Genomic DNA, 17756 nt, shown 5'->3' with positions numbered 1-17756 from the left:
TTACCGTCTCGCGAATCTGTTCAAGTTCTGCGTTTTTAATCTGCCGACCACACTGGCTTATCACAGCGTTTTCTCCTCAAATGTAACGTTTCGATTGGTGGGTGAACTCACACACATCCACGTTACATTATCAAAAGACCTGCAGAGTGTCTATTATAATTTTGCGACAAAATAATTTTAGATGTCGCTCCGCCCCCCTGATATCATTGATAATAAATTTTGATGCGTCAGCGCTGTAATACAAGTCAGACATAAGTATCCATATGCAATGAATGCATGAATTAGAGGATGAAATAAGGATAATGGTTAAAGATAACGATCTAACGAAAAAAAAATATAGAAGAACAAAAAGGAATTTTATCTTTGCCTCCAAACTGTTGGTACGTAACTTATATTTTTCTACAAGAAAAATCTGCTATCAAAAAAATGTGCTTCCCAATGTGATAATCATAGGTGCCCAGAAATCGGGAACAAGTTTTCTTTTTAATACCTTATCAAGTCATTTTGAGGTTTCGGCAGCATTAGTAAAAGAAACACATTATTTTGACTGGAATTATTACAAAGGAGTTAGCTACTACAAAGCGCATTTTGCTTCTTGCTGTCCAAAAAAGATTGTTTTGGAAGCAACCCCCAATTATTTATTTCAACCATTAGTTCCCAGTAGAATTAACAATACGCTTTCAGGTTGTAAATTTATATGTTTATTACGTGAACCGGTCTCTCGTGCATTCTCACAGTGGAGAATGGAATATCATCGCGGCTATGAACATTTATCTTTTGAAAATGCGATCGAACGCGAATTAGATAACTGGGAAAATTGGTATCTTGAGACAAAGTCAAATCAAAATCACATCCATTGGCATCATCTTCGTCATGCATACCTTCACAGGGGATGTTATGCACCACAATTGGAACGTTGGTACAAATACATACCTAAAAAAGACATTCTCGTGATAGGGGCTGGCGAGATGCGATCCAACACACATAAAACCCTTGAAAAGATTCAACAATTCCTTGGTATTAAAATACAATCTTTAAAAATTCCTATCAATATAAATACGGGTCCCAAAGGGTATCATCTTTCTCCTAAAACTCAACAATGGCTATCCGAATGGTACTTAAACGGGAAACTTCGCCCTTTGATTGGATGGTATGTTGCAAATAGATATGCTTCTGAAGCTGCCGGTAAATTATCCGAAGGCCACTTTATGCATATTCGTTATGAAGATTTATGCAGTAATCCGGCAAAAATCGCCTTAAAGCTTGAAAATTTCCTCAATCTTCCCAATGGAGAACTTTCCCAATTTATTAATAGGGATATTGTAACAAAAGGAATGCATTCAGCCATGGGAAACCCATTGCGGCATTCTAAAAAATTTAGAGTCAGATCCTATGATCCCCCCACAAGCAACGATCTAAATTCTTTACGATTCTGGTCGTTACCGTTCAAAAAACAATTATCTGTTTTAGGGTATTCGTTTCATTATGACATGCCTGTGTTGTGAAGATACACGCGGTAATTTAGCCGGACCATGGCCGATATTAATCCGTGCAAGATTCTCCATTCTGTGGGTAAGTGGCAAAGTTAAAGTCATCCCATGCTTTTAAAAATGGGGGGGGGGTATATGGGAGATACATCACAGTCTTAAATGCAAAAAGCTTTCAACGAAAAACGCTGAAAGCTTTTATTTTCGGTGGTGGGCCATCAAGGGATCGAACCTTGGACCTACTGATTAAGAGTCAGTTGCTCTGCCAATTGAGCTAATGGCCCATCAAATGAACACCGAATAGTATCGAAAACCGCCGTTAGTGTCAATATTTTTTTTGATATCATCTGCCATCCGAATCATTCATTTATAATGATTCGGATGGCAGATGATATGAAATCGAAAGCGACATTGCTGCCTTATATTTTTGGAAACTTCATGCTCAGCCCGTAACGATCCATTTTGTTGTACAAAGACCGCCGGGAGATACCTAAAATATCGCTGGTCCGGGACCGATTCCCCCCAGTATAATCAAGGGTTCGGATAATCAATTCTTTTTCTACCTGTGCCAACGTCATGCCGACGCGGATGGTCATCCGGGTCTCCCGGTCCTGGTTTTGGCTGACCCGATCGGGCAGGTTGCCGGTTCTAAGCACATCCTCTGTGGCGGAGATGACGGCACGCTGGATAGCGTTTTTCAGCTCCCTGACATTGCCCGGCCAAGGGTAAGCCTCAACGCAGTTGATAAAATCCGAAGACATGCCCCGGATATTTTTTTTAAAATCATCGCAGGCCTGTTTAATAAAATGACTCACCAGAAGGGGAATGTCACCGTTGCGATCACGCAGGGGCGGCATTTCAATGCTCAAGACATCCAGTCTGTAATACAAATCCTCTCTGAAATTGCCCATCCGGACCTCATTTTCAAGGTCCGCATTGGTGGCGGCAATCACCCTGGCATTGGCATTTTGACTATCCTGGCTGCCGATCCTGGAGAATTCATTGGTCTCTAAAAGCCTGAGCAGGCTGACCTGCATCTTTTGATCAATGGTACCGATCTCGTCCAGAAATACCGTCCCCCCGTCGGCTTGTTCAAAACACCCTTTTCTCAATCTGGATGCCCCGGTAAAGGCGCCGGCCACATGTCCGAATAATTCACTGGCCACCAGATCCTGGGGAAGGGAAGCAATATGAACCGGAATGCAAGGGGCCTGGGCCCTGGCGCTGAGTTCATGAATCGCCTGGGCCACCAATTCTTTGCCCGTGCCGGTTTCACCTGAAATCAAAACGGGAATATCTGTGGCTGCGGCCTGGCGGATCTGCCGGTAGGTTTTCTGCATCACCGAGGATCTGCCGACCATGCTTTCAAAGGTGGTTTTATCCGCCTCGGCCTTTAAAAGCATATTGGGGCCCAATTGGGGCTTGGCTTGGATGGCTGACCCGATGAGCAGTTTGAGCTCCTCATTGCTGATGGGCAGGGTAGAATAGTGATATGCCCCGGCCCGCAATCCTAAATTGGCAAACTTCAGGGCGCCTGGGGGCATGAACAGTAAAATCTGTGTCTGGGGGCATTTGGCGGATATTAATTCCAGGATATCCAAGGCATCTGACTGCTGATTCCTGGCCATGGACCCGGAAAAAAGCATCAAATCAAAACGCTCTTTTTCAAACCGATCCACAACGGTCTCAAGACTTCTCTCAAAGGCAATGGAGACCTGATCTTCGTCAAACACGTCCTTGACCTGGTCAGCCAGCAGCTTGCCCTTGTCTACGCAAAGGATGCTGATGGGATCGCTTGAATTATCCATTGAACATCACCTCTTTCACCAAGGCTGCCCAAACGATAAAGCGCCGACTCATTGTAAATAATTTGCACATTTTTAATTCCTCTTTCCGACCAAGCCTGACTGGCTACCTATGAATTATCACTAATAAACTGACATTTCAAGGCATAAAAAATATCGGAAATATTAGAAAAATAGAATTGGACTTTGCAGCGCAAAAATATTAGATTTCGATAAGACATGTGCAAAATTTATACATTTTCTTAGAAGCGCAAAAGCAGATGAATAACAACACAGATCCATCCGCTTTTGCGTTTTTTTAATATGACAGCGCTCTACATTTTCACCATAATATGCCGAACAACCGTATAATCTTCCAATCCATACATTGAAAGGTCTTTACCATACCCGGACATTTTAAATCCTCCATGGGGCATCTCGGATGCATACATAAAATACGTATTAATCCATGTCACACCATACTGAAGTACGGATGACACCCGGTGTGCTTTTTCGATATCCTTGGTCCAGACAGAGGATGCCAATCCATACTTGCAATCATTGGCCCATTCAATGACCTGATTAACATCGCTGAAACGGGTGACGGAAACCACCGGCCCGAAAATCTCCTCTTGAACCACCTCGTCATCCTGACGGGCATCGGCGATCAAGGTGGGTTCATAGAAATATCCGCGATCAATTTTATTACCACCGGCAACAACGTTCAGATGCGGAACCTTCTTGGCACGCTCAACAAAGCCGCTGACAATCTCCCGTTGTTCGGCTGAAATTAACGGACCGATATCATTGATATTAATACTCTTAACGGCCTCGGCCAACTTTTCAACCACTTCCTGGTAGATATTGTCTTGAACATATAATCGACAGGCCGCAGTACAATCCTGCCCTGCATTGTAATATCCCCACAATTTCATATTTTCCACCAGATCATCGACATCACAATCATCAAAGGCAATAACCGGCGCCTTGCCGCCTAACTCCAAGTGGGTGCGTTTTACATTGGATGTTGCAGAGGTCAGCACCTGTTTTCCGGTATTGACCGAACCGGTCACTGAGACCATCTGAATTTTTTCATGCTCGGCAATGTGTTTCCCGATAACACTGCCCTTGCCCGTTACAATATTTAGTACACCGGCAGGAAAGAGTTCTTTAATATCTTCAACCAATGCAAGCATGGTCAGTGGTGTGCATTCGGACGGCTTGAATACCACCGTATTTCCGGCAGCCAAGGCCGGGGCAATTTTCCAGGCCGCCATCATCAAAGGATAATTCCAAGGGGCGATTTGGCCCACCACACCCACCGGGTCCCTGCGGATCATACTGGTAAAGCCCTCAAGGTATTCCCCCGTGGCACTGCCGGACATGCAGCGCGAGGCGCCTGCAAAAAACCGGAAATGATCGGAAATGGCCGGCATTTCATCTTCCAGCATTCGCTGATAGGGTTTACCACAGTTCAGTGATTCAAGTTTTGCCAAAAGCTCTGCTTTTTCATCAATGCGATCGGCGAATTTATATAAAGCATCAGCCCTGTCCGCAAAAGATTTTCTTTTCCAAGCCGGAAACGCTGCATTGGCGGCATCCACGGCCAGATCGACCTGTGCAGTGGTCGCACCTGGCACATCTGCTATGAATTCATTATTTTCCGGGCTAAAAAGAGAGGTCGTGTCCGCTTCTCCAGCCACAATATTTCCATTTATTAAAAGATGGATATCTATTTTTTCCATCACTTGGCCTCCTTATTTCTTTCATCCATTGTCGCGATAATACTGTCCCTTAAAATATCTACAATCTGATCAATACCGGATTTGTCGATAATTAACGGCGGAGATAATATACATAGATTTTCATAAGGCCGGACAATGAGCCCTTTTTCCTGACAAAATTCATCCACTCTTTGGGCAATGGCAATGTTTTTTTCCTCATCATCCGACACCACACATTCCACACACGCCATTAAACAAACACCTCTGACATCGCCAACAATGGGAAACGCTTTGAGTTCCTCCAGGCGCTGCATAAAATAGGGCCCCACTTCCCTGACATGTTCATTTATGTTGTCCCGTTCCATGATTTCAAGATATTTCAATGCGGCTGCACACGCCACCGGATGCCCGGAATAGGTAAATCCGTTTGTGTAATATGAATTGGGCCTTGCCGATGCCCCGCTGATACGCCCCACCAGCTTTTCGGATATAATGGCGGCCCCTAATGGCTGGTACCCCGAAGATATTCCTTTGGCCACGGTAATGATATCCGGAACAATATCGAAAACGTCTTCGGAGGCAAAATGGTGTCCCAGCCGCCCGAATGCCGTGACGACTTCGTCTGAGATATACAGCACGTCATATTTTCTGCAGATATCCAAGGTTTTTTTATGATATCCCGGCGGTGGAACAATCACGCCGCCTGACCCCATGACGGGTTCGGCGATAAAACAGGCGGCTTTGTCCGGCCCAAGCTCTAAAATCTTTTCTTCGAGTTCACGGACACGAAGATCGCAGAAATCTTCAACACTCATGCCGGCATCTCTTTTAAACGGATTGGGATCAGGGATGGAATGGACAATATCAGTGATGTAATTAAAGTAGCTTCGATCGCATCTTTTGCCGTTCAGCGAGGCACTTAAATAGGTACTGCCGTGATAGGCATTTTCACGATAAATAATATGTTTTTTTTCAGGCTGGTCCAGACAGTTAAAATAATAATGAACAAACCGGATGGCGGATTCAACAGCCGTGGACCCGCTGGTTGTAAACTGGAAGTGATTGAGATCGCCTGGTGTCAACTGACTCAGTTTATGTGCAAGTTCAATGGATGGCGGGCTTGCCATGGCCCCAAAGGGCGTATAATAAACCAGGCGTACACACTGGTCGGCAATGGCATCTGCCATCTCTTTATTTCCATATCCCAGATTCACACACCACATACCTGAAATCGAATCAATGAATTTATTGCCTTCATTGTCAAAAACATGAATTCCTTTACCGGATTCAATAATCATCGACTCGGCATCACTGCCTAAATCCGACCACGGGTGGATAATGTGTTTTTTATCTATTTCAGCAAGAGTCGCCTCTTCAGCTGTACAATTTATATTTTTTGCTTCTAAATTCATAATAGCCTTTTATACGAGTAAATTTTCCGACACCTGCCCGCGCATACAATGGTTGGACATCATGGATGATGCATATCCACCGGCATTGATAAAGACAAGCGGATCGCCCTCTTCAATCTGATCGGGCATGGAGAAGTTATCTTTCCATACGTCCAGGGATTCGTTGATATTGCCCACAATTGTCACTGGTTTCATTTTGTCTATTTTTTGCGTGGGAACAACAGGTTCGCAAGGTAACCCATAAAACGTCGGTTCAATGGCCAGGTTAAATCCGCCGTTCACACCGACAAAATCGGTATTGCGCTTTTTCTCGACGGTATTCACCTCTAAAACCAGAATACCACTATCCTTGGCAATATAATCCCCGGGCTCAACGCAGATAGTGATGCCTTTGCCGCTGAAATGGGAATTGATAACCGATACCCAGGCATCCAGATCCAACTGCTTGTCATCAATATCATGGGGAACACCCAAGCCGCCGCCGAGATTAACGAACGCCAGATCTTTTACCTTATCTAAAAACCAATGCGTTGCATCCAAAATCTCACTGAACAGGGATAGTTGATTGTTCAGATACCCGCATCCGGTATGAAAATGGATGGTATCCACGATAAAATTGTGTTTTTCAGCAAGCTGCAGCGCATCGTCAAACTGCTCCCTGTAAATGCCGAACTTGGTGGTTTTATCGCCACTGTATTTCAGGGTTTCATTATCTCTGTATCCAATCCCCATTGCCGGATTAACACGAATTCCGATTCTTCGATGGGAACAAAACTTGGCCAGCCGCCGGATCGTGCTCAATGAATCGCAGTTTAAAGCCACATCCGGATTATCGGCCAGAAGTTTGAGCTCCGCATCAGTCATGGAGTTAGCCGTATATGAAATCTCATTGCAACTGAAACCACAGGAAAAAGCATGTAACAATTCGCCGGGCGAACAGACATCCACACCGCATGTTGCCCCGTTTTTAATATGTGTCAGCACCGGGGCAAACCGGTTGGCTTTTATCGCATAAAAAATTTTATGGGCACCCAGTTGGTCCAACGCCTTATGGAGCCGCCCGATATTTTGCAACATCCGCTTTCCATTGTAAAAGAAAGCCGGTGTGCCGGTTGTTCTGAGTAAATCAGTCACTGATTTTCCGGCAAAGAATAACGTCCCGTCCTGGTAACACAAATCTTGTCTTTCCCACCACAAACGCTTGTTTTGTGGCTTCATCCACACTTCCTTTCCAGTTCAAGAAGGTGTCGCTGCCCAGCTTCGTTGATTGATTCTTTTCGCCCGGTTACCCATTTGCGACAATTGATTGCACCGCATGAGCAGGGAAACTGCTTAAATAATTTATCCTCTGTCTGGGCATAATCCATTGTCAAGGCGTCACCTTTTTCAATATCCCGCAATGCCCAAATTTCAAGTTTATTCATATCCAGGGAGACAAGCGGGTCACATGAATGCAACAAAAGCCCTGTAAAATGGGGATCATAAAGATGAAGAAAAGGGCTGATTTGAAGGGTGTGCTGAAGGATATACGGCACGGTAATCCCGGCCATTCTTGCCACCATTTCACCTTTTTTAAAGCTGCGCTTCACATAAATACCACTGCCTTTTGTTTCACAATGATTAACCGTAAATTCTTCTTTACTCGGATAGTCCCTGCCTGTTTCAAGCTCATACTCATTGGGGTAAATCATAAACGCCTCTCATTCAGTTTAAAACACATACTATATTGAAATAATTATAGATTTTTATTGATATACCAGATCAAAGCAACATTGATTGTGTTCAATCAAGATCACGGCCATTAAAATTCGGAATACAGATTCCTAAAGCAATGCCATATTCATACCAGACAGAGATCTAAATATTTAACCTATTGATTTAACACGCAGCAGCCCCGAAGAATGACAATATTGTAATATTTATTTGCATGCCAAATATTTCGAATGTAAATTTCTTACACAGTTTGCCATAGATCCCCCGGGCGACTGTAAACTTCTGGCACATCGCATGTTGTACATCAGATAAATTCAGAGCACTTACTACTCGATATTTATATATAATTTTAAGATGTTAGAATAAAATAAACATTCAAACACCTGGCATCAATGCATATTTTTATCTGTGTATTTTTTACACACTTCATATTCAAAATATCGAGATACAGGCGCCAAAAGGGCAGTTCTCGACACAACTAAGACACTCAATGCATTTATCTTTGTGAAAATCGATCTGTCTTGTTCTTTTATCCATCACATGAAGCGCACCGGTAGGACAATGGGGGACACAGTTACCACATCCGGTACATCGGTCTTTATCCCATAAAAGACTGTTCATGGTCAGATTGATGTCAACATTTAATGACTGTATAAATTCCAGGCCCTCTTCTATCAAGGACTCTTCCCCCGTGATATCTATGGCGATGTAGCCCTCTTTATTCGGCGTAACCCTGGCTCTGTATATATTTATTTCAAGATCAAAGTCTCTGATGAGCCGGGTAATAATCGGCTGCCCAACATTAAATTGGGGGAAGTTCAGTATGACTCTTTTGGTTATCTGTTCTACTGTATTCATTTTTTTTCTCCCTGGGCTCTCACATCAAGCGGGGTCGTTCCCTGGTTAGCAGGAAGTCTTTGAAAAGGCTTGCTCAGCAAAAACGCTCCCTTTTTAATTTCTTCCTTGAGAAGTTCGGATATCTTAAGTGCTTTTGAATAGGAAGACATTGACCCTGTCGTCACCGTCTTGCCGTCCAACTCAACCTCTCCACTTCTCAGATCTGCGTAGGACACTCTCCCAACAATATCGCCTCCCCTTTCGGGGTATGTTGAGGAATAATCTATGACTTCAGCAAATATCTCACTATCACGTACAGTGCAGTGCCTGAGGATCTCTTTATCCAATATGGGTATGGGGATACCAATACCCAAAGCCAGTGAAGCGCCATATCCTTTTAAACTGACACCGCGAACAAACTCACTGTCCATCTCCTTCATGTTTCCGGTCAGGGCAAGAGTTCCGGCACCTTCCATGGGAACATCGTTGTCACCCCTGAGGCAGTCAGACGCATGCTGGGTGCCCTGGGCATATACATGGCCGTGGGCACCGGCAAGCCAAACGCTGGTTCCGATGCCAATGGTTTGATATAGAGGATCATTAAGCAAAGGAGAGAGTTGCCCGGCCGAAGAATAGGTGAGATTTTTCATATTCGGTTTTAATTCACCCAGGTAGGTATAAATCGTTTTATCAGAACAATTAACGGCGACATTATAGTTCTGGTAACAGTTTCTCGGGTTGGTCATAATGGCTTGGTTAAAATCGTCAATTGTAACATAGGTCCGGATCTCTTTTAGGGGATACTCATCTGTGCCGTATGAAAGTGCAAACAATTGCACTTCTTCGCCGGCCACAAGTTTTTCCATCACATGCCCGCCGCCGTATTGAAAATCACCCGGATAGTACATATTGGCAGGATCATTATGCCTTAATTGCGTTGCGCCAAGGTATACATCCACTGCGGCGATACCGGCATAAGCCATAACATCGTCAAGCCAGACCTCACTCATCCGCATTTTTGGTTTGGAATGGCCGAAATTAAGAAAACACCCCGAAGAACACATCGTACCAAAAGTAGCCGTTGTAACAACATCAACTTTTGCTGCAGCCTTATCCAGACCCTCTTGATCTACATAATCTATAATTTCATCTGCCGTAAGGACGACTGCCTCTCCTGATGCTATTTTGCTGTTGATTTCTTCGTATGTTTTCATGTTTTTTTTTGACGCCACCCCATGGTGTTCTTGATTTTAAGGGGGCAAAGGGATGCTTGGTTACAGTTAATCCTGCTCATGATCCGACTCCTGTTAAGAATTCTATGGAACTTATTTACTATACCAACTCAACACCCATTCAAACACCGGTGCAGTTTAACAAAACCCAGCGTATTCAAAATTTGAAACACAAATATTCCGCATGATGCTATATCCATGCCAAATAATTGTTCTAATATTTAATAAATTGATTTTATGAGACAATAAATTTATTTTATAAGACTTCTATAACTTTCTTTGAAAAGAATATGATGTGTATTGCCCTGCAACATCCTGCAAGTGTGTGTTTTTTACACAGGTCATTGTGGTTGGCTTCATTAATTGTAAAATATAAACACAACACTTGTTATTTACTTAGTTGCCATAAATTACTATTTTAAAAAAAAGTAATTTAATATTAAATAGTTAAGAGAAAAGAACCATCAAACGAATGACCGACACATACAATATATATTGTGTATTTTTTACACATTTTGTATTGCAAAATATATGTTTTTAAACTGGCGGGGCTGTGTTCTCTATTCAGCATCAGCCCCCATTGACTCCGCTGATCATAAGAGCCAAAAAGAACGATTTGACTTACTTTGAAACTCACTCCCCGTTTTGGCATGATTTCCCAATTGACATTGGATTCACTGTAAATACTATGGAAGGCTTCTGGTCCCTGCTACGAGGTTGGTTGCGGCCACATCGCGGGATTTCACAGGAAAAACCCTCTTTTTATCTTGGATTCTTTGAGTTCGTTCACAATGTCGGCAAAGGAGGAAAGGCCCTGCTCCATTCGCTTGTTGAATTTTTGATCAAATAAGACCCCGGAAAACAACATGAGCCTTTTACAGAAAATAATTTGCATTATCCATAATTGACTACTATACTTAATTTACAACGCATTTCAATGGAAAATTTTAAATTGGCATGTTTATTGCTGATATAATTAACAGATTTTCAACAAAATTTCCTTGAGTTTCAACTATGAGTACGAGGCCATATTAACCTCTCTGTTTTATTATGATTACAGGATAATTATTTGTTGTATAGCTGATACTTCTCCTCAACATGCTACTACTTTGCAACACATAAAAACCAAATTGAGAAGATTTGACCCGATACTGTAGGTTGAAATCAAGGACATATTAAGAATGAGGAGGTCTCCAATGAAAAAACGTAGTACCTGCAGTTTTTTATTCTGTTTTTTTTTCTGATGCTGGGTGTTATGGCTGGGTGCAAGTCACCCGACACATCCTCTCCACAGGACGTCACAGCACCCCGGATCGCCCTTAATCTAAAAACAGATCTCATGACCATTAAAGCTGATAATGCATCCCTTTTAAAAATTATCAAGGAATTGAACGAGCAACATGAAATTGATGTTGTGGTTCCTCAATTGTCAAAGGACCGAAAGGTCTCGGTTAACATAACGAATATGCCAGTTAATGAGGCATTGTCCCAGTTGATTCCCCATGATTTGAAATATTATTTTAAGGCAAAGAATATGGAAATAAAGATTCCAGGGAATACCGGAGACAAGAAGGCAGATGCCCCCCCCCCAAAAAAAATCAGAAACTCTGCCAACCAAAGATAAAACCAGGCCCCTTGATCCCCAGGAAAAGAGTGTTGTGAAAGACAATCCTGATGAGAGGCAGCCTGAAAAATATTCAGACGGTGAGCCAAACAGTAAAGTTCATCCAAAAAAGAGTCTGGCCATGGAAGGGACAAAACGAAAGATTCCAAAGAAAAAAGAAGCAGAAGGCTACCATTATGCGCGTTTGAATCTATACATTGACAAGGAAAACACCATACGGATTGAGCAGTTCTCGGACATCGAAGGCCGTCTGATCGAATCGGATACCTACAATGGTCAATTCTTTTATGCGGCTTTTCTGGACAATAATATCGTGGCCATGGGCTCCATGCAGGACCCTCTTCTTGTCAGGTCCATTGATGAACAACCGGGCCGCTATATCTCACGTGCCAAACATGGTTTTTTTTCCATATCCATACCCGATGCGTTTCTGAAAAGAGAAAACCTTTCAAGGGCAGCCTTGGATTTTTATTTTCTTGAGGAAGATACAGGCATGCCTGATAAAATAAGCCCCTTGATGTTTGGCAAGATTAAAAAACAATTGAAACGGATTTCTGTGATCAACAGCGAAGAACTTATCAAAAGTTTTGACAAAGCTCAGGTAGGGAGGGCTACACGATGAAATATTTATCACGATTTCAAATGGTGTATATCTTTGCGGTAACGTTTGTTGCCCTATCTCTTTTTTGTAATGGCGCATTTGCCCAGACCGTAACGGAAATTCTGAGAAGCGGGAGTAATGGCTCTAAAAAGAACCTCGTTATTATCGGAGACGGCTTCCAGGCCGCTGATCAAAACACATACAACACCCTGGTCAATAATTTTATTTTTAACGGGGTTTTCAGTGATGATGTTTTCATGGAAACATTAAATGCCTTTAATATCTATCGGGTGAATGCCAATTCAACGGATTCGGGTGTTACCCAGGTGGATGTCAACGGAAATGTCACAACTGCCAGGAATACGGCCTTTGGCTATCGTTACAGCGGCATTTGGGATCGGTGCTGGATGGAGCCAGGGCCCAATTCAAGCACCTTGATCAATAACGTTCTCAACTCCCTTGTCCCCCAACGGGATTTTGTTTTTATCATACTCAATGAGCCTGGAGGCGGGGGGTGCCGGAGAGGAGATAGTTTTGCCGTGACCACCAGCTCGAACTGGACCACGGTAGCCCATGAAATGGGACATATGGTGGGGAATCTCGGTGATGAATATACAGGTGGGAACACCCATTACACGGGTTCGGAACCCAATCAAGCCAACCTGACCATTGAGACCGACAGGAATAAAGTCAAATGGAAGTCCTTTATTGATCCCAGCACACCTGTTACGACCAATTGTGCCGATGTTACGGATAATTCCCAGGACATCGGCATTTTTGAAGGTGCGACTCTGGGTACAACCCGTTATAGATTTGACCTTTATCGGTCATCCTGCAATGACAGGATGAACAGCAATGCCCCTGCTTTCTGTTCAGTTTGTTATAACAGGCTGCAGACGGTTCTGGACCCTTATCATGATTATACCTATAGAAAGTCCTATGCTGGAGATTTCAACGGTGATGGCAAAGATGATCTCTTTGTGTTTAATTATTCGGACTGGTCCATGCCTTATTTTGCCCTGTCCTTCGCAAGTATTCGTACTTTCTGAAATCATTGACAAATTTGTATACGCCTGCCAAGTTGGAGTCATGATGAAAATGCTTGGAAATTTTGTTTTATTCATATGGCTGAAGTTCAAAGTCACTTCGAATCTCGCTGCCGAAAACCTTGCGCTTCGCCACCAATTGGCCGTAATGAAAAGGACGAACAAGCGGCAGAAAATTCGAATGGTGGATCGGCTCTTCTGGGTTTTGCTTTCCCGAATTTGGACTCCTTGGCGTAAATCTCTCATCATTGTAAAGCCGGATACTGTTGTCTACTGGCATCGCAAGGGTTTCAAACTTTTCTGGAAATTCAAATCCAAAGGCCCGGGAAGGCCTCAAGTCAGTCGTGAAATCCGTGATCTGGTCAGGAGGATGGCTGCAGCCAATCCAAACTGGGGTGCGCCCAGGATTCATGGGGAATTGCTCAGCCTGGGGTTCGAGGTTTCCGAACGAACCGTATCGAACCTGATGCCCCGACATCCGCCGAATTCAAAGCCGTCTCAAACCTGGCGGACTTTCTTGAAAAATCATATTAACAAGTGTTCGATTGACTTTTTCACTGTTCCAACAGTCACCTTTAATATTCTGTTCGTCCTGGTGATCCTCAGCCACAGCCGCCGCAAAGTCGTACATTTCAATATAACCTCAAATCCGACGGCCGAGTGGACAACCCAACAGATCGTGGAGGCCTTCCCCTGGGATACGGCACCGAAGTATCTGATGCGGGATCGGGATGCAATCTATGGCGTTTTTTTCCGCAATCGAGTGAAAAACATGGGCATCAAAGAAGTGGTCTCGGCCCCGCAAAGCCCTTGGCAAAACCCTTTTGTTGAACGGGTGATCGGCTCGATCAGACGAGAATGTACAAACAATGTCATCGTATTGAACCAAGGACATCTGAAAAACATTCTTTGCGCGTATTTCCAATATTATCATAACGACAGAACACATTTGAGCCTTGGAAAAAATACGCCCAACGGTCGGCCGATCCAACCCAGACCTGTCGGCAAATGCAAGATAATTGATTTGCCGCGTATTGGTGGATTACATCATCGATACGAGTGGAAGAAAGCGGCCTGAAAACTCAAATCGTTCTGATATCAAAAGCATCGAACGGTCTTTGCTGATCTGTGCTCAGAATCGACCTCAATTAAAAATTTCACATTGAATCCGTCTTTTCAAATAAACTGGACAGTGGGTATTTCATTCAATCGCTGCATAGAGGAGAATATTTTTTCGACAAATTTACCACGGATTAATTTTTGCGAAGGACAGGGGTGTAATCATTGCCAGTGAAAGCGTTGACTTATTTTGTTATTGAATACTTCCCTCGGAAAGGTTCGAGCGAACCTGTATCTATAGTGACCTGATTTTATAATCGGCCTGGCTTGATTTTATCAGAATACCTCGGCCAGATTTAAATAATACCGGACCGGGATTATTCGATATTATCTGCACCTACATGCATTCACACATCTTAATTCTTCCAAAATTTCTGATTTACGCTTGAACTTCTTTTAACGCCCGGTAAATGGTCTGCCGGGACACCCCAAACTGTTCAGCCAACGCGTTCTTTTCTTGCCCTTGCTCTACCAGATCAGCAATCTGATATTTATCGGCCAGGGTCAATTTGGGAGACCTGCCGAACTTCACGCCTTTTGCCAGGGCTTTTTTTATCCCTTCAGTTTGCCGTTCCCGGATCAGGGAACGCTCGAACTCCGCAACGGCTCCCATGATCTGAAGCATCAGCATCGACATGGGATTGTCCTCTCCGGTAAATTCCAAACCTTCTGTGTGAAATTTGACAACAATCCCCTGACTGGTCAGGTCCTGAACCATGATCTGGAGGTCGGCAAGGCTCCGGGCTAACCGGTCCATAGAATGGACGTGCAGCCGGTCCCCTTCCCGAAGGTAATCCAGACAAGCCTGAAGTTGGGGCCGGTTGGTGTCTTTGCCTGTTTGTTTATCCTCAAAAATTTTATCCAGAGGGACACCGTCAAGTTGCCGGTCTGTTTTTTGGTTTGTTGATGATACCCTTCTATATCCTATTTCCGCTTTATGTCCTTTGGGGTGCATTGTCTAAAATCCCTTCTATTGAAAAAATCTGCTGTTCCTGCTGATTTCAAATTTTGCGAGGCTCATCTTTAAACTCAACATTCAAATAGATTTCAGATAACGGGAGTTCAAAATTAATGTATTCCAGCTTCAAAATCTGGTCTAACCTATCGTATGATTGATAACCCCACATATCGTTCTGGCGTATATATTGCTCAACCCAACATTCATGTTGGGAAACAAGGATGTATTCTTGAAGCGTAGGAATTGCCCGATAATAAGCAAACTTTTTCGTCCTATCAAAACGTTCGGTTGAATCTGAAAGAATTTCGATAATGATAACGGGATTTGTTAGAGTGTCAAACTTATCATCTTCAAATTTTGCATCACCACAGGAAATAATAAGATCAGGATAGGTATAATTTTCTGCCGTTTTAACCCGCATGTCATTAGAGAACACTTCGCAATGGGCTGGGTTGGTTTCAAAATTTATCCCTAATTTTTTTGTCAAATTCACATTTATGCGGTTGTGGTTCCTGCTGGCCCCAACCATAGCGAAGACCTCACCATTAAAAAATTCATGCTTAATATCCAGAGAGGTTCTTTCCATCTCCAAATATTCAGCCGGTGACATCAAATTTTTCTCTTGCGGCTGTGCTGGCATCTTCTACCCCCTGTTTATGTACCAAAAGCTATAAGAGTTTATATAACATCATGCAACAAAAATTAAAAATAACTTTTTGGGACATGATTATTCTCGGGTACAGTTCATGTTCCAAAAACTGTAGTTTTTGATCGATAATTGTAGCGACTCGGAATAATTCAGGTCGGGCTCACTTTATAGATTAATAAGATTCGAGTTGACATCATCAATATCAGAAGTAGTCAACTCCTTGTGTGGAAAGGTTCTCGGGATTCAATGTATAGACAAAAAGCTCGCCTTACATAACCTTAAATTCGATCTATAAATTGCTGGACCTGAATTTCAATCATTAGGAAAGAATACGCTTCTTGTAAAAAGAAGAATGGGGACGTATATAAAACTCATATTAACCGAAATTTTATTAACAAGGGGCCTTAACCGGATGTTTTCAATTACACCTGCAAAAATACTTCTGATTACAGCCCTGGCGTTAGGTGGTGCGCTGTTAGGATTATTTGATAGGCTATATGCTTGGCAGTGGCACCATCTTCAGTTACATTCGACAATAGAAACTCTTGGCGGTATGATTTCCTGCCTAATTTCCATAATACTGTTCATCCAATCCAAAGAAAAGTTAGATGCTATTTTAGTTATGCTGGCGACAGGATTTGCGAGCATGGGGATACTTGATACAGCCCACGCCATAAGCCGGCTTGGAGATTCTTTTATTTTTCTTCACAGTGTAGCCAGTCTATCAGGCAGTTTTTTCTTTGCTTCGGTCTGGTTCTGCAAAAGACGACGATTTGGAAGCCTTAACGAACTACGTTTTATATACTTTGGATTTATTACCTTATCGGTTTCAATCGGATTGAGGGCTCTGCTGTTTCCGGGCGATGTGCCTCGAATTATGCCCTTGTTTGACGGCAAATTTACCATGGCAGCAGTGCTGATCAACCTAACAGCAAGCCTTCTGTTTATCGCCTCAGTATTTAAGTTTTATCAGGAGTACCGGCAAAGAGGCAACAAGCTGGATTTGCTTTTTGCTTGTTTGGCTTATCTATTTGGAATTTCCGCTATGATTTTCCCATTTTCAAGCCCATGGAATGGTATGTGGTGGATCTGGCACCTGGTACGACTATCCGCTTTTTTAACCACTCTTGTCTTTATTACCCGGCAGTATGGAAAATATCTGGGAGTAAATGAGAGTGAAAACAAAAAGAATTATGAATAATGGAAATTTTGTTCTGGCTTCGTAAAATCCCAAGATATTTTGCCTTTTGGGTGCTAATTGATATAATTTATATTTTTTTTATATCTTCATTCCTGGGAACAGGTATTCCATTAAGCCTTTCCCAATTTATAGGTGTCCATTTGTTGGCCATCGCCGTGGGAACCATGGTCATGTTTGCGGGGCTGGGAGGGGGGGGCTCTGGATACCGGTCTTAACTTTTTTAGATATCAGACCCTCCGAAGCGGTTGCCATTTCTATATTCACCCAAATTGCCGGAAAAGGTACTGGCTCATTGACTTACCTTTTCTACGGAATGGTGGATATGGAAAAGGCTGCAAGCTTTATTCCTATGGCCTTACTGGGCGTGAC

General features: G+C 43.1%; 15 protein-coding genes, 1 tRNA gene and 1 pseudogene. 7 read left to right on the top strand and 10 right to left on the bottom strand.

Annotated elements, in window-relative coordinates; genetic code table 11:
- Positions 1–302: 302 nt before the first annotated feature.
- The gene (locus tag B147_RS0125410) at positions 303–1505 is read left to right on the top strand and encodes a sulfotransferase domain-containing protein (RefSeq protein WP_020590014.1); all 1203 of its coding nucleotides are present in this window, start codon (positions 303–305) and stop codon (positions 1503–1505) included.
- A gap of 190 nt (positions 1506–1695) precedes the next feature.
- On the opposite strand, the gene B147_RS0125405 is transcribed toward B147_RS0125410, so the two are convergent.
- From B147_RS0125405 to B147_RS0125370, 8 genes are all read right to left on the bottom strand, one after another.
- Positions 1696–1771 (bottom strand) — tRNA-Lys (locus tag B147_RS0125405).
- A gap of 135 nt (positions 1772–1906) precedes the next feature.
- On the bottom strand, positions 1907–3295 hold the full coding sequence (locus tag B147_RS0125400; protein ID WP_020590013.1) for a sigma-54-dependent transcriptional regulator: 1389 nt from the start codon (positions 3293–3295) through the stop codon (positions 1907–1909).
- A gap of 311 nt (positions 3296–3606) precedes the next feature.
- Positions 3607–5016, bottom strand: coding sequence for a gamma-aminobutyraldehyde dehydrogenase (locus tag B147_RS0125395; RefSeq protein WP_020590012.1), 1410 nt, complete (start codon positions 5014–5016; stop codon positions 3607–3609).
- Complete coding sequence (locus B147_RS29500) at positions 5016–6407, bottom strand: aminotransferase (protein ID WP_020590011.1); 1392 nt, start codon at positions 6405–6407, stop codon at positions 5016–5018. Before B147_RS29500 ends, B147_RS0125395 begins: the two co-directional genes overlap by 1 nt.
- A 9-nt stretch (positions 6408–6416) precedes the next feature.
- Positions 6417–7625, bottom strand: coding sequence for a diaminopimelate decarboxylase (locus B147_RS0125385; RefSeq protein ID WP_020590010.1), 1209 nt, complete (start codon positions 7623–7625; stop codon positions 6417–6419).
- Positions 7622–8098 carry an SET domain-containing protein-lysine N-methyltransferase gene (locus B147_RS0125380; RefSeq protein ID WP_020590009.1) on the bottom strand — a complete coding sequence of 159 codons (477 nt, stop codon included), beginning with the start codon at positions 8096–8098 and terminating at the stop codon, positions 7622–7624. The genes B147_RS0125385 and B147_RS0125380 overlap by 4 nt, the downstream gene beginning before the upstream one ends.
- 454 nt (positions 8099–8552) lie before the next feature.
- Positions 8553–8978, bottom strand: coding sequence for a 4Fe-4S binding protein (locus B147_RS0125375; protein ID WP_020590008.1), 426 nt, complete (start codon positions 8976–8978; stop codon positions 8553–8555).
- Positions 8975–10171: a homocysteine biosynthesis protein gene (locus B147_RS0125370; RefSeq protein WP_020590007.1), complete on the bottom strand. Its 1197-nt coding sequence runs from the start codon at positions 10169–10171 to the stop codon at positions 8975–8977. Before B147_RS0125370 ends, B147_RS0125375 begins: the two co-directional genes overlap by 4 nt.
- 697 nt (positions 10172–10868) lie before the next feature.
- On the opposite strand from B147_RS0125370, the pseudogene B147_RS33610 reads away from it, so the two are divergent.
- From B147_RS33610 to B147_RS33045, 5 genes and pseudogenes are all read left to right on the top strand, one after another.
- Positions 10869–11039 (top strand): annotated as a pseudogene (locus B147_RS33610) (IS1595 family transposase); the annotation flags it as partial.
- Between the two features lie 405 nt (positions 11040–11444).
- Positions 11445–11813, top strand: a complete 369-nt coding sequence (locus tag B147_RS0125355) for an STN domain-containing protein (protein WP_033397981.1) — start codon at positions 11445–11447, stop codon at positions 11811–11813.
- Positions 11767–12435, top strand: a complete 669-nt coding sequence (locus B147_RS0125350) for a hypothetical protein (protein ID WP_020590004.1) — start codon at positions 11767–11769, stop codon at positions 12433–12435. Before B147_RS0125355 ends, B147_RS0125350 begins: the two co-directional genes overlap by 47 nt.
- On the top strand, positions 12432–13463 hold the full coding sequence (locus B147_RS0125345; RefSeq protein WP_020590003.1) for a M64 family metallopeptidase: 1032 nt from the start codon (positions 12432–12434) through the stop codon (positions 13461–13463). The genes B147_RS0125350 and B147_RS0125345 overlap by 4 nt, the downstream gene beginning before the upstream one ends.
- A gap of 40 nt (positions 13464–13503) precedes the next feature.
- Positions 13504–14538 carry an integrase core domain-containing protein gene (locus B147_RS33045; RefSeq protein WP_033397979.1) on the top strand — a complete coding sequence of 345 codons (1035 nt, stop codon included), beginning with the start codon at positions 13504–13506 and terminating at the stop codon, positions 14536–14538.
- A gap of 420 nt (positions 14539–14958) precedes the next feature.
- Here B147_RS33045 and B147_RS0125335 read toward each other — a convergent pair whose 3' ends face one another.
- Both B147_RS0125335 and B147_RS0125330 read right to left on the bottom strand, forming a co-directional pair.
- The gene (locus B147_RS0125335) at positions 14959–15534 is read right to left on the bottom strand and encodes a recombinase family protein (RefSeq protein ID WP_020590001.1); all 576 of its coding nucleotides are present in this window, start codon (positions 15532–15534) and stop codon (positions 14959–14961) included.
- Between the two features lie 46 nt (positions 15535–15580).
- Positions 15581–16177: a Uma2 family endonuclease gene (locus B147_RS0125330; RefSeq protein WP_020590000.1), complete on the bottom strand. Its 597-nt coding sequence runs from the start codon at positions 16175–16177 to the stop codon at positions 15581–15583.
- Between the two features lie 421 nt (positions 16178–16598).
- Here B147_RS0125330 and B147_RS0125325 point away from each other — a divergent pair, with 421 nt between their 5' ends.
- Positions 16599–17387: an MASE3 domain-containing protein gene (locus B147_RS0125325; protein ID WP_020589999.1), complete on the top strand. Its 789-nt coding sequence runs from the start codon at positions 16599–16601 to the stop codon at positions 17385–17387.
- Positions 17388–17756 lie beyond the last annotated feature (369 nt).

Origin of the sequence: Desulfobacter curvatus DSM 3379 (assembly GCF_000373985.1) — a bacterium.
GTDB classification, from domain to species: Bacteria; Desulfobacterota; Desulfobacteria; order Desulfobacterales; family Desulfobacteraceae; genus Desulfobacter; species Desulfobacter curvatus.
This window is presented reverse-complemented; position numbering and strand designations above follow the sequence as displayed.

What these genes read in the sequence shown, in the direction of transcription:
- B147_RS0125410 (WP_020590014.1), top strand. Translation starts at nt 303, where the DNA reads ATGGTTAAAGATAACGATCTAACGAAAAAAAAATATAGAAGAACAAAA.
- B147_RS0125400 (WP_020590013.1), bottom strand. Translation starts at nt 3,295, where the DNA reads ATGGATAATTCAAGCGATCCCATCAGCATCCTTTGCGTAGACAAGGGC.
- B147_RS0125395 (WP_020590012.1), bottom strand. Translation starts at nt 5,016, where the DNA reads ATGGAAAAAATAGATATCCATCTTTTAATAAATGGAAATATTGTGGCT.
- B147_RS29500 (WP_020590011.1), bottom strand. Translation starts at nt 6,407, where the DNA reads ATGAATTTAGAAGCAAAAAATATAAATTGTACAGCTGAAGAGGCGACT.
- B147_RS0125385 (WP_020590010.1), bottom strand. Translation starts at nt 7,625, where the DNA reads ATGAAGCCACAAAACAAGCGTTTGTGGTGGGAAAGACAAGATTTGTGT.
- B147_RS0125380 (WP_020590009.1), bottom strand. Translation starts at nt 8,098, where the DNA reads ATGATTTACCCCAATGAGTATGAGCTTGAAACAGGCAGGGACTATCCG.
- B147_RS0125375 (WP_020590008.1), bottom strand. Translation starts at nt 8,978, where the DNA reads ATGAATACAGTAGAACAGATAACCAAAAGAGTCATACTGAACTTCCCC.
- B147_RS0125370 (WP_020590007.1), bottom strand. Translation starts at nt 10,171, where the DNA reads ATGAAAACATACGAAGAAATCAACAGCAAAATAGCATCAGGAGAGGCA.
- B147_RS0125355 (WP_033397981.1), top strand. Translation starts at nt 11,445, where the DNA reads ATGGCTGGGTGCAAGTCACCCGACACATCCTCTCCACAGGACGTCACA.
- B147_RS0125350 (WP_020590004.1), top strand. Translation starts at nt 11,767, where the DNA reads ATGCCCCCCCCCCAAAAAAAATCAGAAACTCTGCCAACCAAAGATAAA.
- B147_RS0125345 (WP_020590003.1), top strand. Translation starts at nt 12,432, where the DNA reads ATGAAATATTTATCACGATTTCAAATGGTGTATATCTTTGCGGTAACG.
- B147_RS33045 (WP_033397979.1), top strand. Translation starts at nt 13,504, where the DNA reads ATGATGAAAATGCTTGGAAATTTTGTTTTATTCATATGGCTGAAGTTC.
- B147_RS0125335 (WP_020590001.1), bottom strand. Translation starts at nt 15,534, where the DNA reads ATGCACCCCAAAGGACATAAAGCGGAAATAGGATATAGAAGGGTATCA.
- B147_RS0125330 (WP_020590000.1), bottom strand. Translation starts at nt 16,177, where the DNA reads ATGCCAGCACAGCCGCAAGAGAAAAATTTGATGTCACCGGCTGAATAT.
- B147_RS0125325 (WP_020589999.1), top strand. Translation starts at nt 16,599, where the DNA reads ATGTTTTCAATTACACCTGCAAAAATACTTCTGATTACAGCCCTGGCG.